Raw genomic sequence first — 23,612 nt, forward strand, 5'->3', positions numbered from 1 at the left:
AAAGGACAATTTTTCGCCTAAGCGCGTTAGCAGATGGCGGTAGATTTTTAGCATTGGGCGGGCGGTAGGCCTATGTTTGTTTTGCTCACCATCTGCAAAACGCATGATTTTATTCCATCCCTCGAGATTACCTGTCCTTTCCAGCTTTCTTTTCTTCCTGCTGACTTTGCTGAGCGCTCCGGCGCACGCCACCACTGGCACCACCAAATCAGCGTCTGCCCCGAACACTGCCGCCACTACCGTGCTGCGGGGCCGGGCTTCCTGGTACGGCAGTTATTTTCAGGGCAAACGGACCACCAGCGGCGAGCGGTACAACCGGTTTAAGTACACCTGCGCGCACAAAACCCTGCCCTTCGGCACCCGCCTGCGGGTCACGAACGTGAAAAACGGCAAGTCGGTGGTGGTACGCGTGAGCGACCGCGGCCCGTTCCGCCACGAGCGGATTCTGGACCTTTCGGAAATTGCGGCCCGCCCCCTGGGCATCACGGACTGTGGCGCCGCCACGGTAGTAGCCGAAGTAGTAGCCGCCGATACGCCCCTGGGCCCGGCCAGCACCCCCGACAACTTGGCCGCGCTCTACGCCGCCGACCCCAACCCCGACGCGGCCTTCACGACCTACTCGGTGCCAACCGCCACCGACACCGAGACACCGGCCCTGATTGCGGCCTCTACCGTAACCAAGACCGCGGTAATTACCACCACCGAATCGGTTAACTGCCCCGCCGGCTTCCTCATCCAGGCCGGCTCCTTCACCGACGTGGCCAATGCCCGGAGCGTGCAGGCCCGCATCAAGTCCCTGCTGCCGGAGGTGAAAGTGGAAGTGTCGCAGTACCTGCTCGACGGCCGCCAGCGCAGCCGCGTGCTCGTGGGCAACTTCGGCGAACGCCCCGAGGCCGAAGCCGTGCGCCAGCAGCTCATGGTCTGGGGCATTGGCGGGCTCGTGCGCGAGGTGGCCCTGCGGTGAGCGTAGTGGCTCGTTTTTAGTTGTTTGTTGTTAGGCTGCGTCTTAAGCAAGCAGCCTTTCGCTTGATAGCATGGGTTCCTTAAAGGCCAATTGACGGCGTTGTCGTTATTTGGCCTTTGCTTTTGCGCGGAGGCCAGACAACAAACCACTATCAACGGTCAACTACAATGATTAAAGCCCTGTTGGCGCTGGCCGTCGGCCTCACCCTGGTGTGGACGCTGAACTCCAAACAAGGGGACGTTCCGCCGTTTGGCAAGCTGCTGAGCCCCTACCGCGGCTTCTGGCAAAACGGGGAGGCCGCGCACGATTTTCCGGCCCAGCAAACCCTGGCGTTGGCCGGGCTGCAGCAGCCCGTGACGGTGCGCTACGACGACCGCCGGGTGCCGCACGTGTTTGCCCAAAACGACCACGACCTGTACTTTGCCCAGGGCTACCTCACGGCCCGCGACCGGCTCTGGCAGATGGAGTTTCAGACGCACGTGGCCGCCGGGCGCCTGGCCGAAATAGTAGGCCCCGCCCGGCTGGAAACCGACCGGTTTTTCCGGCGCATGGGCCTGCCCTTTGGCGCCGCCAACTCCCTGAAAGTGATGATGGCCAACCCCACCACGCGCACCGTGCTGGAGTCGTATTCGGCCGGGGTGAATGCCTACATCGGCCAGCTCACGCCGGCCACGCTGCCCTTCGAGTACAAGCTGCTCGACTACCGCCCCGAGCCCTGGCAGCCGCTGAAGTGCGCGCTGCTGCTCAAGTTCATGGCCTGGGACCTGAGCGGCCGCACCGACGACCTGCGCATGAGCAACATCCTGCGCAAGTACGGCCCGGCCGTCACCAAAGACCTGTTTCCGGACTACCCCACGCGGGAAGACCCCATCGTGCCGGTAGGCACGCCGCTGGATTTCAAGCCCCTGGCCGCACCGCCCGTGCCCCGGTCGTTTGAGGCAGCCTACGCGGCCAACCCGCTGCGCACCGAGCCCGATGCCGAGCTGGGCTCCAACAACTTCGCAGTGAGTGGGGCCAAGTCGGCCTCGGGCTACCCACTGCTGGCCAACGACCCGCACCTGCAGCTCAACCTGCCCAGCATCTGGTACCAGATTCAGCTCAACGCGCCCGGCGTGAACGTGTACGGCGTCACCATTCCGGGTGCGCCCACGGTCATCATCGGCTTTAATGAGAACGCGGCCTGGGGCGTAACCAACGTAGCCGCCGACGTGCTCGACTTCTACCAGCTCAAGTTCAAGGACAACACCCGCCGCGAGTACTGGCACGACGGCCGCTGGAAACCCGTGCGCCGGGTGGTGGAGCATATCAAGGTGCGCGGCCAACCCGACCGGCTCGATACCGTGCTCTACACCCACCACGGCCCCGTGGTGTACGACAAGGCCGAAAAACCTTTCCTGCCCCAGACGCCCATCGGCCACGCCATGCGCTGGACCGCCCACGACGGCGCCGACGAGATAATGACCTTATATCGGCTCAACCGGGCCCGCAGCTACGCCGACTACACCGCCGCCCTGGCCACCTGGGGCTCGCCGGCCCAGAACTTCATTTTTGCCGACAACGAGAAGGACATTGCCATCTGGCCCAACGGCCGCTTCCCGCTGAAATGGCACGACCAGGGCAAGTTCCTGCTCGACGGCACCGACCCGGCCTACGACTGGCAGGGCTGGATACCGCAGGCCCAGAACCCGCACGTGAAGAACCCGGCCCGCGGCTTCGTGAGCTCGGCCAACCAGTTTTCAGCTGGCCCCGACTACCCGTATTACCTGAACTGGACCTTCGCCAACTACGAGCGCGGCCACCGCATCAATCAGCGCCTCGCCGCCATGCGCCAGGTCACGCCCGACAGCCTGCGCCAGCTCCAAAACGACGTGCTCGACCTCAACGCCCAGCTCATGCTCCCCCGAATGCTGACCCTTGCTAACGAAGCCACCGGTAGCGCACTGCCCGCCGCCGATTCGCCCGAGGGAAAAGTGCTGGCCGAAATGCGCCGCTGGCCCTACCAGTACACTGCCGATGCCATCGGCCCCAGCGTGTTCAACCTCTGGTACAACGACCTGGTGAAGCGCCTCTGGGACGATGACTTCGGCCCCAAGGCCACCGGCCTGGAAATGCGCTACCCGGCCCGCGACCGCACCAATAACCTGATTCTAAACGAGCCCAACTCGCCGTGGATAGACGACCGCCGCACCGCCACCCACGAAACCCTGCCCCAGCTGGCCCTGCAAAGCCTGCGCTTCGCCACCGATTCGCTCACCCGCAAGTTCGGCCCCCTGGGCCCCAAGTGGCGCTGGGCCAACCAGAAAAGCACCGACGTGCTGCACCTGCTGCAGCTCCCGGGCTTCGGGCAGATGGACGTGGACTGCGGCGGAGGCGCCGGCATCGTGAACGCCACCTCCGAGCGCAACGGCCCCTCCTGGCGCATGGTGGTGGCGCTGGGCCCGCAGGTGCGGGCCTACGGCGTGTACCCCGGCGGCCAAAGCGGCAACCCCGGCTCGCCGTACTACAACAACCTGCTCGAAACCTGGCGCGTGGGCCAGCTCGACGAGCTGGTGTTCCTGCGCTCGGCCCAGGAGCAGCACCCGCGGGTGCCCACGGCCTGGACGCTGCAAGGCAGATAGCCGGGATTTCGGCTGCTTATAATATGTAGCCTTCTATTCGTTAATTGGTTAATTTGCTACAGGCCTAGCGCTTCCCGTCGCACCTTTCCTTTCTTATGAAAATGAAAAGCTCCCCGTTCGTTCGTTTGCCCAAGCTGGCCAGCCGGGCTGCACTGCTGGTGGCCGTTGCGCTTGCTGGCCCGGCCGTCGCTCAAACTGCTTCCCCGCAGGAAATCCCCGTAAAAACCATTGGCCGGGTGTACCTCTCGGTAGAGCAGATGCCTCAGCTGCCCACCGGGGGTGGCAACGAGGCCATCATTCAGACCATCCAAAACAGCGTGGCCAAGTCGGGGATGCGGTTCGACAAAACGGCCAAGGGTACGGTTTACGCCACCGTTACTGTGGGGTCGGACGGGCAGCTGCGCGATGCCCGAATCGTCAGAGCCCTGGGCGGCGGCTGCGATGAGGCCGTACTGGCCGCCGTGAAAAAGCTGCCCCGCCTCGTGCCCGGCCGGCAAGCGGGGCAGCCCGTAGCCGTGGCCCTTTCGCTGCCCGTGCCCTTTCCCTTGCCGGCGACCCCGGTTTCGAAAGCGGAATAACTTCTCCCAGCCTTTGTTACTAGCGGCTGCACCAGCTACTAAAGCTTAAAAGCAAAAAAGCCGCTCCCAAGGAAGCGGCTTTTTGTATGCGTATAATTGCCGGCTATTTATTGCCGTTGTCAGTGCCTTTGTCCCGGTTAGCGTCTTTGCTGGCGGCAAGCTGGCGCTTTTCGCCCCGCGAGCTCACGTCGTGGGCTTCGCCCTCGTGGTCATCGTCCATGGTGCGGCTGATGATAACGACGGCCACCGTGGCCAGGGCGGCAATGCCCAGCACCATTTGGGTCGGCGTGAAGCGTTGAGCTGCCTTGCGCAGCAACGTGCCGCCGTGCTTCAGCAGGTCATCCATATGCTCGTGCTGGCCCTGGAACAGTACGTAGTAAGCACTTTCGAAAGTACGCGCGAGGTCTTCGGGCATGATTTTTTCGAGCTGCTGTTCGATTTGGGATTCCATAAAGAAGGTATTGAAAGGAGGAGGTGAAAGAAGACAAGGCGTTGGCCTCGAAAACTGCTGTACGCAAAAGTTTGCCGATGGGCTGCCTTTTTACCTCACTTTCCTTTGAAATAGCACTGCGCTACTGAACCACAAGTATTCGCGAGCCGCTGTGCTCGGCTTCGCGCACCTGGCAGTAATAGGCGCCGGCCGGCAGCCCATGCAGGTCCACGGGTAGCTGCTGGGAGCCCCGGGGCAGCACGCGGTCCACGGCGCGGCGTACCTCCCGGCCCAGCGTATCGAGCAGCACAATTTGCACGTGGGCGCCGGTGCTTTCGTAGGCCACGGTGGCTGTGCCGTCGCGCGTGGCGGGGTTGGGGTATACGGTGAATTCGGCGGCTTCTGCGGCCGGGGTGGTGGCCAGGGCGCCGGCCCGCAGTACCGGCACGTAGGGAAAGCTTTGCCCAAACAGCTGCCTGAGGGTGGCCGGGGCCACCTGGAACCAGTCTTGCAGGATGCTGGTGTAGACGCTGCGAAAGTCGTACTGCATGGCGATGTTGTCGTTCACGCCGGCGTTGGCGGGCAGCGTGGGGTTGGGCCCGTGCACGATGGGGTTCACCTTGGTGCCAAACACCAGCAGCGGGGCCGCCGCGCCGTGGTCGGTGCCGTAGCCGGCATTGGCCCGGATGCGGCGGCCGAATTCCGAGAACGTCAGCCCCACCACCCGGTCTTGCACCGATAAGCGGCGCAAGTCGTCCTGAAACGCATTCACGGCCTCCGCGATTTTGCCCAGCAGCGCGGCGTGGGTGCCGGTGCTGGTGCTGCCCGTGGCGGGCACTTGCAGTGTGTGGGTATCGAAGCCCCCGAGCGTGCACACGTAAATGCGGGTGCTCAGGCCGCCGGCCACCAGCTGCGCCACAATTTTGAGCTGGTCGGCCAGCGTGTTTTGGCCCGCCGTGGGGTACAGCGGCGAGAGGTTCTGGGCGCGCCGGGCCGCAGCCTGAATGGTGGTGGTGTAAACCTGCGTCTGGCTCACCACTTGGCGGATAAACGTGAGCTCGTGCCCGGCCGGGGTGTTGGGGGCGGCGTCCACGCCGCCGCTCAGCAGCTGGTAGAACGACGAGGTATTGGCAATGGCCATGCCCATGTTCACGCTGGGCCCCTGCACGCAGTTGCTCACCACCGAGCCGATGCTGATGGCCAGCGGGTCGGGGCTCTGGGGGCTGGGGTAGCCCGTGGGGTAGCCGGGAAACTCGCCGTCGAGGTAGCGCCCGGCCCAGCCCGTGGTCAGGGTCACGTTCGAATCCGAGCCCGACGTCCAGATGTCGGTGGCCCGGAAGTGCGAGAAGTTCGGGTTGGGGTAGCCCACGCTTTGCACCACGCCCACCTGGCCGTTCTGGTAGAGGTTGTGCAGCGCCGCCATGGCCGGGTGAATGCCCGTGGCCGCCGTGAGCGGCAACACGGCGTTCTGGGGCAGGGCAATAGTGGGCCGCGCCGCCATCAGGGCCGGGTACTGGTCGAGGGGGATAATCATGTTCAGGCCATCGTTGCCGCCCTGCAGCTGAATGATAACCAATACCTTGTCCGACTGCGTGGTGGCGTTCGTGAGCGCGGCCAGCGCGGGCGAGTACCCGTAGGCGCCGATGGGCAGCCCGCTCAGCAGCGCGGCTCCCGCCGTGGCCGCCGCCGTAGTGTGTAGAAATTCGCGACGTTTCATAATTGAGCTGTTGGCTGTGAGCTACTGCTGTTAGCGTCCGTTCGTACCGCCGGCTTCAGCCCAAGGGGCACGGCCCGAGCCACCGATGACTAACCGCTTTACATTAAGACAAATGGTACTCGGCCAGCCCCATCAGGGCGCGCAGCATGGCCTGCAGCTTGGTGGCCACCGCCGCTTTTTTGGCCGTGTTGGTGGGCGCGGCCAGAAATTGCTGCCACTCCACGGTCCACTCAAAGTCGGGCAGGCCCGGCAGCAGCGCCGATTTTAAGAAGGCCACTTGGTTGGCCGTAAGCGGAATGGGCACCATCAGCGCCACAAACTCGGCAATGAGCAGGTTGCAGTCCGACGCCGTGGTGGCCGGAAACGACTGCACCAGCGCCACCGGGTCAATCACGATTTTGGTGCTGTTGCGCGTGTAGCCGCCAGCAATAAACAGGTCCGTTACCTGGTTGCGGCGCGGCAGGGTCACGGCGTTTATCCACAGCTCGTGGTACTGCGGCGTCTGGTAGTAGGCAGCCCAGCCCGCCACGTTCGGCGGGTCGCCGAGGGTTTGCTGCTGCAGGCTGACCACCCCGTTGAGGTAGTTCCACATCCCGTATTGGGCCACCACGTTGGTAGCGGGCGGAAACGCCACCTGCATCTGCCGGCACAGGCCCACCGAGAAATCCAGGGGGCTTTTGATAAGGCACCCTTGGTTGGCCGCGTCAAAGAAATGCTCGGAGCTGAGCAGGGTCCGCAGCACCGGCGCCACCTCAAAGTTGCTTTGCACCAGCAGCGTCGCCAACGGCTGAATGATGTTCGCTTCGGTTTGCGCATCAATCACATAATACACAAACCAGCGGTACAGCTTGCGCACCACGAAGCGCGCCGTTTCGGCCTGCTGAAAAATGAGGTTGATGAGGTCCTGGTACTCGGCCGCGCCATTGGCCGCGATGCGGGCGTTGCCAAACGCGGCCGAAAAGACCTTGGTGGTGGCGTCGTGCCGGCTGGCCGTGAAGTAGCTGCCCACCGGCGTACTCTGGTCGCGCCAGCCGGTGAGCACGCGGGCGGCGGCTTGCACATCGGCCTCGGTGTAGTTGGTGTAGTTGCCCGGCCCAATGAGCGGGCCCTTGCCCACGGTGAAGAGCTCCAGCAGCTCGCGGCCGTAGTTCTCATTGGGGTTGCCGGCCGTGCTCTGGTTGCCGTTGAGGTAGCGCAGCATGGCGGGCGTCACGGTCACATCCTTGGCCAGCTGCTTCACATTACCCAACGCGTGCTGGCGCAGCAGCCGGCAGTACTCATAGCCCATGCGGGCATCGTTGATAGTACCCAGCGCGATTACAAAGTGATTGTGCCAGAACAGCGTCATCTTCTCGGCCAGCGACGTGCCCTGGCCCAGCACCTGCCCCAGCCACCAGTCGCGCAGCGACGCCCGGCGGACGCCCTCAATGTTCTGGTCGAACGCCTGCGCGGTCCAGGTCTGGCCGATGGGTACGCTGGTGTCGGTGGCCGAAACGTTCAGGGGCGGCGCCGGCGCGCCCGGGGCCGTGAGCAGCCCGTTGAGCACGGCCGTGAGGCTGGAGCCGGCCGCCGCCAGTATCTCGGGGCGAGTGGGGCCAAACAGGCAGCGGCGCAGCAGGTGGGCGGCCTGGGCATAGCCCCACGGCCCGGCGTAAGCCGTGAGCGCGCTCGTGCTCCGCGCCAGTCCGGTGGGCAGCGCTTTGTTGGCGTAGCGACTGATGGTTTCGGGTGGCCCGGTTTCGGCGGGCAGAATGGCCGCCGCGCCCAGTTGTGCGGCCCTGGCCCCGGCCGAAGAGCGAATCGCAGCAGTGTTTCGTTGAAGGAAAAGTCTACGGTTCATAAACAAGCACGACAAAAGACCCTAAGCAGCTCTAAATATACTTAAATCCAAGCATCATCCGCACTATGTTTCAGTTCCTTAGCAAGGACCTTGGACTTCGACTGGGGTTTAATGCACGCCTGAAAGTTTTTGCCGCACGCTGCCGGGTGCCGGGCAAGAAAAAAGCGCCCGGCCGCAGGGGCCGGGCGCTTTGCCTGGTTCTATTGAGCTACGGGGCTTAGTCGGCCGTCTCGTTGGCCTCTTCGGCGGCGCGCACGCGGCCGGCGGCGTAGAAATTACGGTGGTAGTAGGGCTGGTTCAAGGAGCTCACCATCACGCCGCCGTTGCAGGCAGAATGCGCAAACTTGCCGTCTTTCAAGTAGATGCCTACGTGGTAGATGGGTCCGCTGCCCCGGCGAAAAAACACCAGGTCGCCGGTTTTCATCTCGCTTTTGGCCACGTGCTTGGTGGTCGTGAACATGGAGCGCGACGAGCGCTGCAGCGTCACGCCGTACACCTCGCGAAACACGCGGGTCACAAAGCCCGAGCAATCGGTGCCGCGGCGCGTGTTGTTGCCGTAGCGGTAGGGCGTCCCTATCCAGTCGGTCACGGTGCGCAGCAGGTCCTTGTTTTCGTCGAAGGCCAGGCGCAGGCCCAGGGTCTGCGCATAGTAGTGGTAGGCCAGCGAGTCGCGCGAGGCGGCCAACTCGGCGGCCGTGGCGGGCTTGGTAGCGGGCGTATTGGCCGGCGCAGCAGCTGGCTCGGAAACTTCCGAAACCCGCTCGTTCATCGTCAGGGCCGGAAACAGCGATGCTTCGGCTACGGCTGGTGCCGCAGTGGCACGAACCGTAATCGAAGCATCGGGGGCGCGTTCGAAGAAGAAGGAGAGAGCTAGCGAGCCAGCGGCGAGGCAATACAGAATGCTATTTTTCATTGTCCGTCGTTAGGGGTTGGGCAAAAATTCCGGGTTCCTGTTCAGGGGAGGAAAAGCCGGGCTAAGGGGTTTCTTAGGCGATAGGCAAGGCTGGGGGTAGCCGAGTGATAAGTGAGAGAAAAGACTTGGTATCTGGTAATTCATATTTCTTATGAATTCCGACGTTGGGTAAAGCTAGCCCTAACTTCTGGTAAACTCAGCATTTTTGCGCGGAAAAAACCAAATATTCTTCTTTAAAACCAATTTAATCATAGTAAAATAGCTTATTCTATGACAACCGTATTGCCCCTACCCTCGTATCAGCCTGCCCGCAATATTTCTGTACCTTGCCCCCATGCAGCCCATCCGAACCTGGACTAACTCCCCCCTTGCCCGGATTGCCCGCGCCGTGCTGCGCAGCCAGCGCGTGGCCATGGTCATTGGCCAGACGGTGCACCTGAGCGGCGCCAACCGCGAGCAGTTCCTCGCCGACGCCGAATGGGTTGCCCACGAGCTGGTGCACGTGCGCCAATACCGGGAACATGGCCTGGTGCGCTTTCTTTGGAAATACCTGGTCGAGTCGGCCCGCGTGGGCTACTACCACAACAAGTACGAGGTGGAAGCCCGCGAAGAAGCCCGGCGCGTGGTGCTGGCCGACCCACTCCATACCCTACGCCCGCTGCCCAAGCATTCGCAGCCCAGGCCCGCCCAGAGCTAGCCCAGTGCCCTGCCCCGCAAACGGCCCGCCTCCCTACCGAGGCGGGCCGTTTGCTTATAGCACCCGAAATTTCAGAGCCCTTATACAGCCCCGGAAGTGGCGGCAGGAAGCTGCTCGCCGCGGCCCTACGCCGGCCCAACATAGCCGCCCGCGCGGGCCAACGGGGCTATGGAGACAAGGGCGTTAAGCCCAAGAAGCAACGAGCTTCCGCCTGCAAAGCAGCCAAGTATAGAATTATGGTTAAGTTTTAAATTATTGAGTACTAGTGCAACATAAGCCAGAAAACTTACGAATAAAAGCCCGCGCCGCCCTTCTGCGGCGCACCCATTTTCTCCTTCCTTTTCACCTATTATTTAGTTACTTTCACTATGGATAACCAACAAAACCAATCGGGCTCCCCCATGCCTGGTGACGACGTTCGAAACCAAAACGCAGGTAATACGACAGGTAGCGCAGGCGCCGATGCTACCGGAACCGGCGCCAGCGGTTCGCGCAAATCGAGTTCGGCCCGCGGCGCCTCGGCCCAAGGCAGCACGGGCGGTCAGGCCGGCGACCAGCGCAACCAAGAAAGCGGTGCCCAGGGCGAAGGCCAGCAGGGCGATAAAATGCTCAACTCGGTGCTGGAAAGCGGCAAAAAATGGATTGAGGATTCGGGCGTGCTCAACAGCGTGAACCAGCTTCCTCAGAGCGTAAAAGAATGGGGCTCGCGGGCCGCCACCCGCGTCGGCGACCTGACCACGACCCAGAAAATTGTGGGCGGGGCCCTGCTGGCCGTGGGCCTTGGGTACTTGGCCACGCGCAAAGGCAAATCCGGCACCTCGGAATCGCGCTACGACCGCCAGAGCAGCGGCAGCTACGGCCGCCGCTCCAGCTACGGCTACCAGGCGCCCGATGCGTCCAACAGCCGCCGCACCACGGTGGGCAGCGGCCGTTCCGATAGCGGCTCGGCTTATGGCAACAGCGGCGCGGGCTATGGCAGCAGCGGCAACTACAACAGCAGCAGCAGCTACGGTTCGGGGGCTAGCTCCAGCAGCAGCGACCGCGGCAGCAGCAACTACGGCTCAAACAGCGACCACGGCAGCAGCTACGGCTCCAGCAGCGACCGTGGTGGTAACCTCGGCTCTAATAGCGACCGTGGCAACAACTACAGCTCCAGTGGCAGCACCACGGGCAGCAGTGGCGCAAGCAGCGGTGCCGGCTTTGGCTCCTCGTCTTCGGGCGGCGACTTTGGCTCGCGCACTTCCGAAAGCAGCTACCGTACCAAACACGAAGACTTCCGCAGCATCGAATAGGCCCAGTGCCTAAGGCACGAGGTCCATCAAAAAGCCCCGCTTCAGCTTGAAGCGGGGCTTTTTGTTTAGGCAACAGTGGTGTGCTAGATGTTCATGGCCGACTCGCGGCGGCGCATCTTGCCGGCCGGAATGCCGAACATCATCTTAAAGCGGCGGCAGAAGTACGCGGTGTCTTTGTAGCCCACTTCCTTGCCGATGTCGCGGATGCTCTTTTTGGTGGTGCGCAGCAGGAACACGGCGCGCTCCATGCGCTGGTATTCGATGTAGTCCTGCGGGTTGATGTTGGTCAGCATCTTGAAGTACTGGCCCACATAGTCTTCGCTCACGTTGGCCACGCCGCTCAGCACCTTATTGCTCAGGTCGCCGCCCAGGTTCTCCTTGATGTAGTTGAACAGGTCGATGAGGCGCGGGTCCTTGAAGTAGGTGCTGTTGGTGGCCAGCTGCTCCACAAACATGTTGTTGCGCAGCACGTAGCGCACCACTTCCACCACGATGTTCTCGGTGTAGATGTTGATGAGGCGCTCGCGGCCGGGCAGATCCTGCATGCTTTCCTCTACCACCTTAATCACCAGGTTGGCGAGCTTGGGCTGGCCGCTGATGAGGAAGGCCGGCACGTCGAGCGAGGCGAAGAAGTTCACCGAGTCAAACACCTTGGCTTCGAAGCTTACAAAGCTGTGACTTTCGTCGGCGTCGCCAATCAGGTCGAGGTTGTCGTTGGAATGGAAGAACTTATCCTTGTTGGTGATGAGGTCGTCGTTGGTGATAACCCGGTTCTTCTGGTCGACGCCGTAGCTCACGCGGGTGGGGCGGCCGCCGGGGATGAAGAGCATTTCGCCTTCCTCCACTACCGTTTCCTCGTCGCCAAAGGTGATGTGGCCCTTGTGCAAGAGAATAAGGTTGTTGCCGACGTCATAGGAATTCTTTACCGTGAAGGGCTGGTGCAAAACCAGATTTTTGGCCTTGATGTAGCGGACGCCTAGCGACTCAATGACTTTATTGTAATCTTCCATAATTCGAACTGCCGAAAGGGCCTGTTGGAGGGTGCGGGTTGGGTAACTGGGTGGCTACCGCAGTGCAATATAACAGGTTGAAATTCACAAAAACTAAAAACCCAGCCAAATAGTGGCTGGGTTTTGTGCAATGAATCTGAATTTTAGGCAATTCGGCCCTTACTTGAGGATTTCCCGCGAAATCACAATTTTCTGAATTTCGGAAGTCCCCTCGTAAATCTGGGTAATCTTGGCGTCGCGCATGAAGCGCTCCACGTGGTATTCTTTCACAAAGCCGTAGCCACCATGAATCTGCACGGCTTCTACTGCCGAGTCCATCGCCACCTTGGAAGCAAAGAGCTTGGCCATGGCGCCCGACTTGGCGTAGTCGGCCCCGCTGTCCTTGTCGGCCGCGGCCTGCAGGCACAGCAGCCGCGCCGCGTCGACGTTGGTGGCCATGTCGGCCAGCTTGAACTGAATGGCCTGGTGCTTGGCAATTTCGACCCCGAAGGCCTTGCGCTCCTTGGCGTACTTCAGGCTCAGCTCCAGCGAGCCGGAGGCAATGCCCAGGGCCTGCGCCGCAATGCCAATGCGGCCACCGGCCAGCACCTGCATGGCAAACTTGAAGCCGAAGCCGTCGGCGCCGATGCGGTTCTCCTTGGGCACCTTCACGTCGGTGAACATTAGCGAGCAGGTGTCGGAGCCCCGGATGCCGAGTTTATTCTCCTTGGGGCCCTGGATGAAGCCGGGCATGTCCTTGTCGACAATCAGCACGTTGATGCCGCGCGACTTCAGCTCGGGGTTGGTTTGGGCGATAACCAAGTACACCGAGGCGGTGGTGCCGTTGGTAATCCAGTTCTTGGTGCCGTTGAGCAGGTAGTGGTCGCCTTTGTCTTCGGCGGTGGTGCGCTGGCTGGTGGCATCGGAGCCGGCTTCGGGCTCGCTCAGGGCGAAGGCGCCGATGATTTCGCCCGAGCACAGGCGCGGCAGGTACTTCTGCTTCTGCTCTTCGGTGCCGTACTTTTCCAGGCCCCAGCACACCAGCGAGTTGTTCACGCTCATGATAACCGAGCAGGAAGCATCCACCTTGCTGATTTCTTCCATGGCCAGCACGTAGCTCACGGTGTCGAGGCCGCTGCCGCCGTAGTCGGGGCTTACCATCATGCCCATGAACCCCAGCTCGCCCATTTTCTTGATTTGCTCAGTGGGAAATTTCTGGTGCTCGTCGCGCTCAATGACCCCGGCCCACAGCTCGCTTTGGGCAAAATCACGGGCGGCGTCGCGCACGGCCAGCTGCTCTTCGGTCAGCTGGTAAATGTTGGTGGAAGTAGCGGTTTGCATGTACGGGGTGGGAATATGGCGTTGAAAGAACAAAAGTACGCCCATAGCGCGGGGCGGACAAGGTGCACCATTCTGGCATTCTTGCACTACCCAACAATCTGAAAGCTAAAACCCTTACTCACCGTCGCCCTGCTGGGAAAAGAAAAACGCGGCCTGCCCGCCGCGGCGGTTTGGATGCTTTAGCTCGATAATGCCGCGCCAAGCACGACTTTTATTACTTCATGACGCTACGCCTCCTCAGCTGCTACGCGCTGGCCCTGCTTTTTGTGCTGGCCGGCACCTGGCATTTTGTGCACCCCGCTACGTATCTGGCCATTATGCCGCCGCAGCTGCCCCATTCGCTAGCGCTGGTGTACGTGAGCGGCATTTTCGAAGTCCTGGGCGGGGTAGGCCTGCTGCTCCACCGCACCCGACGCCTGGCGGGCTGGGGCCTGCTGGCGCTGCTGGTAGCCGTGTTTCCGGCCAACCTCTACATGGCCCTGATTCACGAGCAGCTCGGCATTTCGAGTTGGGTGGCCTGGGGCCGGCTGCCCCTGCAGCTTCCGCTGATGTGGTGGGTTTGGCGGGTAAGCCGCCAACGGTAGCGGAATTTTCGCCCCGCGATTGAATAGCCGGAAAATCTGAGCTGAACAGGTACTACTGGCCCTACTCCCAGCGCACGTCCAGCAGCCGCAGCTGCACGCTGCGCTGGCCGCGGTACTCGTTTAGCTCAACGGTATAGCACGCGCTGAACGGCTGGCCTAGCTCAATTTCCGTCAGGTAGTCGGCCAGGCCGAAACCGATGGCGTCCACGGCCGGCCCCGACGTATCGGCCGAGGCCAGGCGTAGCTTGAGGTGCCCCTGCCCCACCACCCGGGCGCTATTGGGCACGGCCACCAGCCGCCGCGACGCAAACACGGGATTGGGGTTGCCCGGCCCGAACGGCTCCATGCGGCGCAGCTCCGAAAAAAACTCTTCGTTGATGCGGCTCAGGGGCAGCGCCGCCGCCACTTCCACCGGCCGCACGAGGTGTTCGGTGGTGAGGGTATCGGCCACCACTTCCTCAAACCGCCGCTGGAAAGCCGGCACGTTTTCCACCTTCAACGTGAGGCCGGCCGCGGCGCGGTGCCCACCGAACTGGTCGAGCAGCGGGGCGCAGGCCTCCAGGGCTTCGTGTACGTCGAACCCCGCCACGGAGCGGGCCGAGCCCGTGGCCTTGCCATCGCGCTGGGTGAGGATGACGGTGGGACGGTAGTATTGGTCGAGGCAGCGCGAGGCCACGATGCCCAACACGCCCTGGTGCCAGTCGGACTTGTAAAGCACGGTGGCGCGGGCGTTTTGCAGCGTGGGGCTGCCGGCAATCATGTCCAGCGCCTCCTGGGTGGTGTGCTGGTCGGAGCCGCGGCGCTGCTGGTTCATCTGGTCCACCACTTCGGCGGTGTAGCGGGCCTCCTGCTGGTCGGGGGCGAGCAGCATGGCCACGGCGCGGCGCGCATCGCCCATGCGGCCGGCCGCATTAATGCGCGGCGCAAAGCCGAATATCAGGCTGCTGATGCCCAGCGGGCCCTCGCGCAGCGTGGCCAGCTCGCGCAGGGCCGCCAGCCCTGGCCGCAGCAAGTGGGCGTCTTCGTTGAAGCGCCGCAGGCCGTGGGCGGCCAGGATGCGGTTTTCGCCGGTGATGGGCACGATGTCGGCCGCAATGCTCACCGTCACCAAATCCAGCAGGTCGTGCAGCCGCGCCTCGGGCAAGCCCAGGCGTTCGCCCAACGCCTGCATCAGCTTGAAGCCCACCCCACAGCCCGACAGCTCCTTGTACGGATATTCACAGTCGGCCCGCTTGGGGTCGAGCACGGCCACGGCTGCGGGCAGTTCTTCGCCGGGCAGGTGGTGGTCGCAAATGATGAAGTCAACGCCTTGGCTGGTAGCGTAGGCTACCTGCGCGACGGCTTTGATGCCGCAGTCCAGCGCAACGATGAGCTGGAAGCCGTTGGCCGCGGCAAAATCAATGGCCTTTTCGGAGATGCCGTAGCCTTCGGTATAGCGGTCCGGGATGTAGTCGCGCAGCCGCTCCGCGCCAAATAACGGCGTGAGGTAGCTCACCACCGTGGCCACGGAGGTAATGCCGTCCACGTCGTAATCGCCCAATACCAGCACCTTTTCGCCGGCGTGGTAGGCCTGCGTGAGGCGGGCCACGGCGCGGTCCATGTCACGCATCAGCAGCGGGTTGGGCAGCTGGCGCAGGTCGGGGTGGAAAAAGGCCGCGGCGGCCTCGGGCGTGTCGATGCCCCGCTGCACCAGCAGAGCCGCTACTTCGGCGGCAATAAATAAGGCCTCGGTGAGGCTGTGGGCCTTATAGCCATCCGGTTCGGGGATATAATTCCAGCGCTTACTAGCGGATATGGGCATTTGATACGTCGTAGAAATGGCCTCAAAAGTACGACCAAACCCCTCCCCGCACCCGCCGGCTTATCTTTGGCGCCCGGCTTCGCTACTGCCGTGCCCTATGCGTAAGCTGCAAGATTTTTACCGCCAATACCGCCAGTACATCGGCACGGATGTGCTCATGTATGGGGCCATGATTTTGGCGCTGGCGCTAATGTTCGTGTTTTTCGGGTAAAGTATGCGGAGCCTTTGATGGCCTAGAACACGCCGTCTGTCATGCAGAGCGCAGCGAAGCATCTTATCCCTATGGAACGATTTGTTCTAGCCTGATAAGATGCTTCGCTGCGCTCTGCATGACAGGCGTTTTCATTTAACTACACCCCATTAACTATACCCCGTCGCCCCGGAGCTTGCGGAACCGCTTGCGGGCCTCGGCCACGTAGATGCTGCCGGGGTATTTGGTGATAACCTGGTTGTACAGCTCCTGGGCCTTGGCTTTGTCCTTCACGTCTTCCTCCTGAATGCGGGCCAGCAGGAACAACGCATCGTCGCTGAGCACGTCGTACTTGGGATTGTTGGTGATGCGCTCCAGCGTGGCAATGGCCCCGGCAAAGTCGCCGGTGCGGCGCTGCAGCTGGGCCTTTAGGTAGTAGGTATCGTCGGAAAGGGAATGGCCGGGGAACTTCTCCAGCAGCATATCCAGGCCCGCAATAGCCTCCTTCAGCTTATTCTGGAACACCAGTTGCTCCACCGCAGCGTAGGCCTTCAGGCCTAGGTCTAGCGTGTCCTCCACGGTGTTGTCCTGAATCAGCAGCGAGAGCTGCATGGCGTCGTTGGCAATTTCGCGGGTGGTAGCTTCCTTCAGAATGTCGAGGTGGCTTTGCGCGAGCTTGAAGTCGCCGGCGTAGTAGCTCAGGCGGGCATTGCGCAGCTTGGCTTCGTAGCCCAACGGCGAGTCCTTGTGTGATTTCTCCACCTGCGAATACAGCAGCGTGGCTTCCCAGGGCTCGCCCTTCAGCAAATACAAGTCGCCCTGGGTCACTTTGGCTTCGTCCACTACCTCGTCGCTCGCGCGGGGCATGTCTATCACCTCCTGCAGCAGGCTCATGGCCTTGGCGCGGTCGTTGAGCTGAAAGGCATACAAGTTAGCCAGGTTGCGCAGCACGGGGGCTGTGTCGGGCGTGCGGCCCAACTCGGCCAGCAGTTGCTCGTAGTCGCCGACGAGGGCACGCACTTTCGCCTCATCTACGGGGTAGGTGTCGCGCACCTGGGCCTCGCGGGCCTGCAGCAGCCGCTGCCGGGCCACGTTGCCATACGGGCCGCTGCGGTACTCCTTGGCCACGTAGGCATAGCCGTCGATGGCGCTTTCGTAGTCTTTGTTTTGCTGGGCAATGGCCGCCAGCTCCATTACGCGGCTGCCTTCGGTGCGGGCGCGCCGGTCGAGGGCCCGGGCCTGCACCAGCGCCCCCGTAAAATCGTGGCGCTGCACCTGCAGCCACAGCAGCAGCTCGCTGTAGGCCGCCTGCTCGGGGTGCTCCTGCGTGGCCGCCAGCAGGAGCTTTTCCAGCGCATCAAAGTCTTTTTCTTCGTGCAGGGCGTTTTGCAGCATGTTGCGCACAAAGGGCAGCTGCTTTTCGTCCTGGGCTACCAGGCGCAGCGTCTCGGCCAGCACCTGGGGCTGGTTCTGGCTTTGGGTATACAGCTGGATAAGCTGCGGGGCGTATTCGGTGTCGTTTTTGGCCAGCGACCGGCCGCGCAGGTAGGTACGCTCGGCCCACTCGGGTAGTTCCCGGCGGCCAAACTCCGTGGCCACGGCCAGCACCTGCGCCGGCGTGAGCTGGCTGAGCACCTTTTGCCACTGCTTCTCGGCCGCGGGCGCATCGCCGGCCGCGGCGTACACCGCCCCCAGTGCCACGCCCGTGGTAGCGTCTTCGGGGTGCAGCTTCACAGCTTTGCGGGCCAGCTTTTCGGCTTCTTTATAGCGCTTCAGTGCCTGCAAGGAAGCCAGGTACACCGGGAATACGGCGGGGCTGGTTTGCTCCTCAGCCGAGAGCTTCTCATACAGAAACACCACCTTTTCGTGCTCGCCACGGCGGGCGTAGTCCTCGGCTAGCGCGGCCCCGCTCACCGGCGCCCACGGCTTGGAGGGCTCTTGGGCCAGCGCCGGAATGGCCAGAAGGAAAGCGGCGGCTACAACGAGAGAATGCGGACGCATGAGTTCAGGAGCAGTTTCACGCAGAAGTGGCAGAAGGCCCGGTTTGGGACGCTTCGTGTCAACGCAAAACCTCAGGGGATGGTGCGTTTGGTTGCAGGGCATTTGCAGCGGGCCCCAAAAAACAAAAAGGGCCGCTCCCGAAGGTACGGCCCTTTTCAAATTTGTGGATTGACGTCCTAGAAAAACTTCGTGCGGCTGTCTTTCACGTTGGCGTGGGCCTTGATGGCCTCGTAAATCTTGCCGTCCTGCTGCTGGGCACGCTGCTGCGCCAGCTGCTGCTGCACGGCTTTCAGGTTGGTGTTGGGCGTGGCGGGTGGGGTCACGCTCACCGGCTCAACTACCAGCACGCCCTGCTCGCCCTGGATGGGGGCCGACTTCTGGCCGGGCTTCAAGGCAAACGCTTTGCCCACCGCCAAGGGCTCGAAGCCCACGTTGGTAAGGTTGCCCTGGCCCAGCACTACGTCGGCGGCGGTGCCGACCTGGGCCGTGGGGCCGTACTTGGAGGCCATTTCCTCCAGCGTACCCGCCTTCGGCAGCTTGGCCATGATTTGCTTGGCCTTCTCTTCGTTGCGCACCAGCGCCGAAAGCTCGGGCTTCAGGTTGGTTACCGTGGCGGTGCCTTTGGCGCGCTCGTCGGTGAGGGCGGCAATCACGTACTGGTCGCCCATCTCGTATACTTCCGAGATGTCGCCCACTTTGGTTTCGGCGCCGTTCTGGTTGAAGCCGAAGGCCCAACGCACCAGCTCACGCGCGTTCTGCAGGTTGTTGACGGTGCGGGCGCTGCGGTCCAGGTTTTTGGCCTCCTGCTTTACCAGGGTCTTGTCCTTGGTCACGAGCTTGCGGAAGCTCTCCAGGTCGGTGGCTTCGCCTTTCAGCTGCTGCGCCTTGGCGTAAGCGGCTTCGCGGGTGGCATCGCTGGGGGTAATGCTCTTCTTCACCTCAGCCACCTGATAGGTTTGCTTGGTGGGAGCCGCCGTGATTTTGATTACGTGGTAGCCAAACGAGGTTTCCACCACGTTGGGGAGCAGGCCGGGAGCGGTGGCGCCGAAAATAGCTTTTTCGAACTCGGGCACCATGCGGCCCTGGCCAAACCAGCCCAAGTCGCCGCCCTGCTCCTTGGTGCCGTCGGTTCCGAACTGACGGGCCATGGCGGCGAAGTCGGCGCCGGCTTTGATTTTCTTGAGGATGTCCTGGGCCTTGGCTTTCGCGGCGGCTTTGGCTTCGGGCGTGGTGCCTTCGGGCTTGATGAGGATGTGGCTGGCGCGGGCCGCGGCCTGCTTGCCGGTGCCCACCCCGGTTACCTTATACAGCGAGTACGTGCCGTTTTCAGCGTAAGGGCCATACACTTTGCCTTGGGCCAGGGGCAGCTGCTTGCGCAGTTGCTCGGGCAGGTCGGCGGGGCTGCGGAACGCCTTGTTGTAGGGCTGCTCCGAATTCTGCATCACAAACAGCGAGTCGACCGGGGCCGAGGCAAACTGCGTGGCCAACTCCGCAATCGAAGTCTTTACGGAAGCGCTGTCCTCTTTCGAGGGCACCACCGGGATGGTGATGTACTCCACCGAGCGGCCGTCTTCTACTTTGTACTTGCTCTGGTTCTTGTCGAGGTAAGCCTGGAGCTGAGCGTCGGTCACTTTCACGGCCGAGTCGGAAATGCTGGCGTAGGGCACGAACAGGTACTTCACCATGGCCTTGGTGCCTTGCGAAGTGTCGTAGCGCTTGGCTTCGGCGGTGGTCACGTACACCGAGTTTTTCAGCAGGGCGTTGTACTTGTTGGCCAGGCGCTCGGCGGGGAGGTTGGCTTCGAAGTTGTGCCAAGCGGCCTGGTTTTCGGGAGGCAGCTTATCGAGGTTTTTCAGGTACTCAATCAGGCGGGCTTTGTCGAACTGACCCGTTTTCTGGTCGGTAAAGGCCTGCTTGATGCCGTTGTTGATGTTGTCGCCCTGCACCATGTCCACCAGTTCGTCGTCCGATACGGTCAGGCCCAATTTCTCCCACTCGGGCTGGAAAGCCAGGCGGTAAATGGTCTGGTTCCAGGCCTGGTCGCGCAGGTAGCCGAGGGCTTGCTCGTCGGGCTGGCGCTGCTGCTGTGCGATAAACGCTTGCTTGGCTTGCTCGAGGGCGTTGTTGTAATCGGCCAGCTCCACTTTTTGGCCAGCCACCTCGCCTACTACTTGGTCGTTGCGGTTGAAAAGCCGGTTTTTGCCGCCTACCAGGTCGCCGCCCACAATAAAGAGCAGCATGCCGACGGCCACAAGGCCTACCGCTACGCCTGATTTTTCTCGAATCGTGTTAATTAAAGCCATTTACTTGTCAAAAGAATCGAAGTCTTGAGTGGGTCAAAAGAGGCGCAAAATAACCAGAATTTGGCCGGCTATCAAAGTTTTACCTGATTTTAAGTCCCGAAGCGCCGCGGTTAAAACCTCCCGGTTGTGAATTAGCCCAACGCTAGGCCCGCGGCCAGTGCCAAGGGGGCGCCGGCGCTACCGGCGTTTTTTGGTCGATTTGGCGGGGGTTTTGGCCCGGGCTTGCTTGGCCAGCCGGGCTTCTTCCTCGGCTACTTTGGCCGCCACCCGCTCCTGCTGCCGCCAATAGAGCAGGGGCATCCAGCAGAGCATCGACACCATGAAAATCCAGTAGTTGGCCGCCAGGTCGTTGAACAGTATCGTCTGGTAGATGCCGATAACCAGCGCCACCACGCCCACGGCGAAAAGGACGGTGCGCAGAAGGGATTTGTCGAAAGTCATGGGAGAAATGGTAAAGGTGGGCTACCTGGCAAACCCAAATCCTAGGCCTTGGGTGCCGACGCGGGGCCCTACTGCGGGGCCGAGTTAGCTTGCGGAGGGGCCGTAACGGCCGGAGCCGGCGCCACCGCGGGCGCCGCAAACACGCCTTCCGGCCGCAGAATCCGGTATCGGGAGAAGTTCTGGTTTGCCGTCAGGCCGTAGCCCGTCAGGTATTCCGTGGGCGTGGTTACCTTCACAAACATGGTGGAGTCGGTGTAAATCAGCGCCTTGTTTTTATCATAAAACAGCTCCTCCGTGTTCATGCGCTGTTCTTGCGGCACGTTCACGACCTCCACGGCGCCGCGCATGATGTAGAGGTTCTTGGCCTTGTCAACTTTGCCGTACTTGGCCGTTAGGGTGTTTATCACCCGCTTCAGGCCATCGGATGAATAAAACGTGACCGTCATTCCCTTGGGGTAGAGAATGTCGCCGTTCTCAAATTGCTGCTCCAGCGGCGCGGTGAGCTGAAACTTGAGCTTGGCCGAGTCGCTGACCAGTGTCAGCACGTTGGTGGTTTCCATCAGCGGGCCGGTGTACACCAGCCGGGGGCCCGTGGCAGCCTTCTTGTCGCAACCCACCAAGCCCAACAGGGCGAGCAGTATCGCGCTTCCCGCCGCGTGCCTGAGTCCGTACAATTCGATGAAACCGTTAATAGCCGTGAGTTATTGCAAGCGCCGCTTGATAAACCAGCGGTTGTTGAGCGTGATGCCCAACTGCCCGCGGATGTAGCTTTCCTGCACGTTGCTGGTGCCTGCGCTCGCGTTGAGAATGTCGGTGTTGCCGCGCACGCCGTACGTGAAGCCCAGGCTGAACGTAGTGGCTTCCAGCGGCGTGGCCGTGGGCAGCGGGAACGCAAAACCCCAGCTCACGGCGCGGTCATACAGCATCTTGCCGCCCGGCTGGTACGGAAGCTGCGCCATGCTCAGGCCGGCGCGGTACGTTACGCGGCGGAAGTAATGGTCAACCGACGCCGGCTCCGGCGTCAGCTCACCGCCGAGGCCCACGCGCACCGTGTTGTTCAGGGGCGTGCCTTTGTCGCCGAAGCTGGTAAACTTCGACCACTGCTGCTGCGACGCATCGGCGTTGATGCTCCAGTTCTTGTCGTTGTCGAAGCTGATACCTACCTGCGCCAGGGTGGGCACGTAGGTGCTGCCGCGCACGTCGCTTACGGGCGTTGCCGTGCCAATAAGCGTTCCGTCGAGGTTTTCCTGCTCCTGGGTTTTCACTTGTTGTCCGTTCAGGTTGTGCCCGAAGCTGTACACGCCGGCCAGGTTCATGCTCAGGTCTTTGCCCACCTTCTGGCGGTAGTGCGCCCCGGCTCGGAAAGCGAAGTCCGAGTAGCGAGTATGGGTCCGGCTCACCGAATTCACCAGCTGGTCAGTGCTATTGGCAATCTGGATGGTGGTGCCGGTGGTCTCGTCCACCACGCCAAACATGTAGGAAGCCGTCAGGCCCACCGTAAATGCCTTGGTGATGCGGAAACCCTGGCCGAAATAGGCCTCCGAGACCCCGCCCTTTCCCTTGTACTGCTTCAGCACCTGGGTAAGCACCGGCGTGCCCGCTACTTCCTGGATGGTGTTCGACTCGTAATCGACGGCGCTTACCGGCTTCAGGCCCACGGCCGCGCCCCACTTGCTGCTTAGGGGCACCGATAAGGCAAAGTAGCCCAGGTTGGCGCTGCCGCTGCGGCTGGAGGAACTGGCGTTTTTCACGGTCTTGTACTGCCCGTTGTAGCCTGCCTCAAACGTGGTACGGCCCGTGTAGTACAGCAAGGCCGGATTCAATTCATTCACATTGACGGCATTAGGCGCTGCCAGTCCTGCGCCGCCCATGCCCATCTGGCGTACGCCGCCGGTGTTGGCGTTGAACTCGCCCAGTCCGATGCGGGAGTACGGCGAGTTGCCCAGGCCCTGCGCTTGCGCGCTTCCAGCTCCCAACACCGCCACGCCGGCCAGCACCAGACCCAAACGCAGGCGCACCATCTCTTTATTTGACAACATGATAAGCTAAAATCCGATTAAGGCCGAGCAGCACCAGCTCAGGCACAACAAAGATACGAGCCGGGAGCCGGGCCGCCAGAAAAGCCGCGTCGCCCCCCGTGAGCAGCACCCCCAGCCCCGGGTAGCGCTGCTGATACTGAGCCACGAAGCCCATGATTTCGGCCACGGTGCCGTTCACCACGCCACTCAGCAGGCTCCCTGTAGTGGAGTCGCCCGTGAGCGGAATCGTTGCATCGGGCACCGGCAGCTCCAGCAGCGGCAGCCGTCCCGTGAATGCGTGCAAGGCCCGAAACCGCATGCCCAAGCCCGGCCCAATGCTGCCGCCGTGGTAGGTGCCATCGGCCGTTACCAGGTCGCATTTCAGGGCCGTGCCCGCATCGACGATAAGCGTGGGCTGCCCCGGCCGCAGCCCGGCCGCGCCCACTGCCGCCGCCAGCCGGTCGGCGCCCAGCGTGTGCGGGGTGGCATAAGCGTTGCGCAACGGTATGGCCGTGGTGGCCGGCGAAAAAGTCAGCAGTTCGCCCGGCACCAGCGCCCGCAGCTCGTCGGTCCGCAGCGCCGCATCTTCGGCCACGGAGGCGACAATGACGTGCTGCGGCTGCCACTGCGTTACCATTTCCCGCACCTGCCCCGCCGTGAGACCAGTAGCCATTTCCCGCAAAGTTGAGCCATCAAAGCAGCCGGCTTTCACCGCGGTATTGCCAATGTCGAGCGCGAGGGTATGCATTTAATAAATTGAGCTACTACAAAACAGAACGTCATGTTGAGCTGGCCGAAGCATCTTGCCCGCGGTAGTAATCAAATTACTTCCCCGGTAAAGATGCCTCGGCCAGCTCAGCATGACGTTCTAGTTCCAGTCAAAAAGCCTGTTCGC

19 protein-coding genes are annotated in these 23,612 nt (G+C 62.1%); 6 read left to right on the forward strand and 13 right to left on the reverse strand.

From position 1 onward, the window contains the following. Positions 1 to 166 precede the first annotated feature (166 nt). The 3 genes from AUC43_RS04435 (at position 167) to AUC43_RS04445 (ending at position 4,160) form a co-directional block, all read left to right on the forward strand. Entirely contained in the window at positions 167 to 964 is a 798-nt protein-coding gene (locus AUC43_RS04435; protein ID WP_068190372.1) for a septal ring lytic transglycosylase RlpA family protein, read from the forward strand. A 167-nt stretch (positions 965 to 1,131) separates the two neighbouring features. Further along, a complete protein-coding gene (locus AUC43_RS04440; RefSeq protein WP_068190374.1) occupies positions 1,132 to 3,582 on the forward strand; it encodes a penicillin acylase family protein in 2,451 nt (816 codons plus the stop codon). 101 nt (positions 3,583 to 3,683) lie between these two features. Continuing rightward, positions 3,684 to 4,160 (forward strand): energy transducer TonB, encoded by a 477-nt coding sequence (locus AUC43_RS04445; RefSeq protein ID WP_157780924.1) that lies wholly within the window; start codon positions 3,684 to 3,686, stop codon positions 4,158 to 4,160. A gap of 103 nt (positions 4,161 to 4,263) precedes the next feature. On the opposite strand, the gene AUC43_RS04450 is transcribed toward AUC43_RS04445, so the two are convergent. The 4 genes from AUC43_RS04450 to AUC43_RS04465 all read right to left on the reverse strand — a co-directional run bounded on the left by AUC43_RS04450 (position 4,264) and on the right by AUC43_RS04465 (position 9,060). Next, positions 4,264 to 4,611 (reverse strand): hypothetical protein, encoded by a 348-nt coding sequence (locus AUC43_RS04450; protein WP_068190378.1) that lies wholly within the window; start codon positions 4,609 to 4,611, stop codon positions 4,264 to 4,266. 121 nt (positions 4,612 to 4,732) lie between these two features. Further along, positions 4,733 to 6,307, reverse strand: a complete 1,575-nt coding sequence (locus tag AUC43_RS04455; RefSeq protein ID WP_068190380.1) for a DUF1501 domain-containing protein — start codon at positions 6,305 to 6,307, stop codon at positions 4,733 to 4,735. A gap of 103 nt (positions 6,308 to 6,410) precedes the next feature. Continuing rightward, the gene (locus AUC43_RS04460) at positions 6,411 to 8,147 is read right to left on the reverse strand and encodes a DUF1800 domain-containing protein (protein ID WP_068190381.1); all 1,737 of its coding nucleotides are present in this window, start codon (positions 8,145 to 8,147) and stop codon (positions 6,411 to 6,413) included. Positions 8,148 to 8,364: 217 nt separating this feature from the next. Continuing rightward, on the reverse strand, positions 8,365 to 9,060 hold the full coding sequence (locus AUC43_RS04465; RefSeq protein ID WP_068190388.1) for a C40 family peptidase: 696 nt from the start codon (positions 9,058 to 9,060) through the stop codon (positions 8,365 to 8,367). Between the two features lie 334 nt (positions 9,061 to 9,394). Between AUC43_RS04465 and AUC43_RS04470 the strand changes: the two genes are divergently transcribed. After that, complete coding sequence (locus tag AUC43_RS04470; protein ID WP_071885814.1) at positions 9,395 to 9,757, forward strand: eCIS core domain-containing protein; 363 nt, start codon at positions 9,395 to 9,397, stop codon at positions 9,755 to 9,757. 368 nt (positions 9,758 to 10,125) lie between these two features. Further along, positions 10,126 to 11,049, forward strand: coding sequence for a hypothetical protein (locus AUC43_RS04475; protein WP_068190395.1), 924 nt, complete (start codon positions 10,126 to 10,128; stop codon positions 11,047 to 11,049). Between the two features lie 83 nt (positions 11,050 to 11,132). Here the strand turns inward: AUC43_RS04475 and AUC43_RS04480 are convergent, their stop codons facing one another. Together AUC43_RS04480 and AUC43_RS04485 are read right to left on the reverse strand one after the other, a co-directional pair. Next, entirely contained in the window at positions 11,133 to 12,059 is a 927-nt protein-coding gene (locus AUC43_RS04480; RefSeq protein WP_068190402.1) for a helix-turn-helix domain-containing protein, read from the reverse strand. A 159-nt stretch (positions 12,060 to 12,218) separates the two neighbouring features. Next, positions 12,219 to 13,379, reverse strand: coding sequence for an acyl-CoA dehydrogenase (locus AUC43_RS04485; protein ID WP_068198213.1), 1,161 nt, complete (start codon positions 13,377 to 13,379; stop codon positions 12,219 to 12,221). 221 nt (positions 13,380 to 13,600) lie between these two features. Between AUC43_RS04485 and AUC43_RS04490 the strand changes: the two genes are divergently transcribed. Then, positions 13,601 to 13,963, forward strand: coding sequence for a DoxX family protein (locus tag AUC43_RS04490; RefSeq protein WP_068190412.1), 363 nt, complete (start codon positions 13,601 to 13,603; stop codon positions 13,961 to 13,963). 61 nt (positions 13,964 to 14,024) lie between these two features. Here the strand turns inward: AUC43_RS04490 and recJ are convergent, their stop codons facing one another. The 7 genes from recJ to AUC43_RS04525 form a co-directional block, all read right to left on the reverse strand. Then, on the reverse strand, positions 14,025 to 15,764 hold the full coding sequence (gene recJ, locus AUC43_RS04495) for a single-stranded-DNA-specific exonuclease RecJ (RefSeq protein ID WP_082684902.1): 1,740 nt from the start codon (positions 15,762 to 15,764) through the stop codon (positions 14,025 to 14,027). A gap of 364 nt (positions 15,765 to 16,128) precedes the next feature. Continuing rightward, entirely contained in the window at positions 16,129 to 17,955 is a 1,827-nt protein-coding gene (locus AUC43_RS04500) for a tetratricopeptide repeat protein (RefSeq protein ID WP_068190414.1), read from the reverse strand. Positions 17,956 to 18,131: 176 nt separating this feature from the next. Further along, positions 18,132 to 20,258 (reverse strand): peptidylprolyl isomerase, encoded by a 2,127-nt coding sequence (locus AUC43_RS04505; protein WP_068190421.1) that lies wholly within the window; start codon positions 20,256 to 20,258, stop codon positions 18,132 to 18,134. A 177-nt stretch (positions 20,259 to 20,435) separates the two neighbouring features. Beyond that, on the reverse strand, positions 20,436 to 20,699 hold the full coding sequence (locus AUC43_RS04510; RefSeq protein WP_068190423.1) for a hypothetical protein: 264 nt from the start codon (positions 20,697 to 20,699) through the stop codon (positions 20,436 to 20,438). 68 nt (positions 20,700 to 20,767) lie between these two features. Then, a complete protein-coding gene (gene lptC / locus AUC43_RS04515; protein WP_233254105.1) occupies positions 20,768 to 21,373 on the reverse strand; it encodes an LPS export ABC transporter periplasmic protein LptC in 606 nt (201 codons plus the stop codon). A gap of 27 nt (positions 21,374 to 21,400) precedes the next feature. Continuing rightward, positions 21,401 to 22,738 (reverse strand): BamG family beta-barrel-assembly machinery protein, encoded by a 1,338-nt coding sequence (locus AUC43_RS04520; RefSeq protein WP_157780925.1) that lies wholly within the window; start codon positions 22,736 to 22,738, stop codon positions 21,401 to 21,403. After that, a complete protein-coding gene (locus AUC43_RS04525) occupies positions 22,725 to 23,465 on the reverse strand; it encodes a type III pantothenate kinase (protein WP_068190431.1) in 741 nt (246 codons plus the stop codon). The genes AUC43_RS04520 and AUC43_RS04525 overlap by 14 nt, the downstream gene beginning before the upstream one ends. Positions 23,466 to 23,612: the final 147 nt, after the last annotated feature.

Source organism: Hymenobacter sedentarius (assembly GCF_001507645.1).
GTDB lineage: Bacteria > Bacteroidota > Bacteroidia > Cytophagales > Hymenobacteraceae > Hymenobacter > Hymenobacter sedentarius.

Bases quoted from the DNA above. Each gene is read 5' to 3' on its own strand.
- AUC43_RS04490 (WP_068190412.1), top strand. From the start codon at position 13,601: ATGACGCTACGCCTCCTCAGCTGCTACGCGCTGGCCCTGCTTTTTGTG.
- AUC43_RS04455 (WP_068190380.1), bottom strand. From the start codon at position 6,307: ATGAAACGTCGCGAATTTCTACACACTACGGCGGCGGCCACGGCGGGA.
- recJ (WP_082684902.1), bottom strand. From the start codon at position 15,764: ATGCCCATATCCGCTAGTAAGCGCTGGAATTATATCCCCGAACCGGAT.
- AUC43_RS04465 (WP_068190388.1), bottom strand. From the start codon at position 9,060: ATGAAAAATAGCATTCTGTATTGCCTCGCCGCTGGCTCGCTAGCTCTC.
- AUC43_RS04470 (WP_071885814.1), top strand. From the start codon at position 9,395: ATGCAGCCCATCCGAACCTGGACTAACTCCCCCCTTGCCCGGATTGCC.
- AUC43_RS04520 (WP_157780925.1), bottom strand. From the start codon at position 22,738: ATGTTGTCAAATAAAGAGATGGTGCGCCTGCGTTTGGGTCTGGTGCTG.
- AUC43_RS04450 (WP_068190378.1), bottom strand. From the start codon at position 4,611: ATGGAATCCCAAATCGAACAGCAGCTCGAAAAAATCATGCCCGAAGAC.
- AUC43_RS04440 (WP_068190374.1), top strand. From the start codon at position 1,132: ATGATTAAAGCCCTGTTGGCGCTGGCCGTCGGCCTCACCCTGGTGTGG.
- AUC43_RS04500 (WP_068190414.1), bottom strand. From the start codon at position 17,955: ATGCGTCCGCATTCTCTCGTTGTAGCCGCCGCTTTCCTTCTGGCCATT.
- AUC43_RS04445 (WP_157780924.1), top strand. From the start codon at position 3,684: ATGAAAAGCTCCCCGTTCGTTCGTTTGCCCAAGCTGGCCAGCCGGGCT.
- AUC43_RS04525 (WP_068190431.1), bottom strand. From the start codon at position 23,465: ATGCATACCCTCGCGCTCGACATTGGCAATACCGCGGTGAAAGCCGGC.
- AUC43_RS04505 (WP_068190421.1), bottom strand. From the start codon at position 20,258: ATGGCTTTAATTAACACGATTCGAGAAAAATCAGGCGTAGCGGTAGGC.
- AUC43_RS04475 (WP_068190395.1), top strand. From the start codon at position 10,126: ATGGATAACCAACAAAACCAATCGGGCTCCCCCATGCCTGGTGACGAC.
- AUC43_RS04480 (WP_068190402.1), bottom strand. From the start codon at position 12,059: ATGGAAGATTACAATAAAGTCATTGAGTCGCTAGGCGTCCGCTACATC.
- AUC43_RS04485 (WP_068198213.1), bottom strand. From the start codon at position 13,379: ATGCAAACCGCTACTTCCACCAACATTTACCAGCTGACCGAAGAGCAG.
- AUC43_RS04510 (WP_068190423.1), bottom strand. From the start codon at position 20,699: ATGACTTTCGACAAATCCCTTCTGCGCACCGTCCTTTTCGCCGTGGGC.
- AUC43_RS04460 (WP_068190381.1), bottom strand. From the start codon at position 8,147: ATGAACCGTAGACTTTTCCTTCAACGAAACACTGCTGCGATTCGCTCT.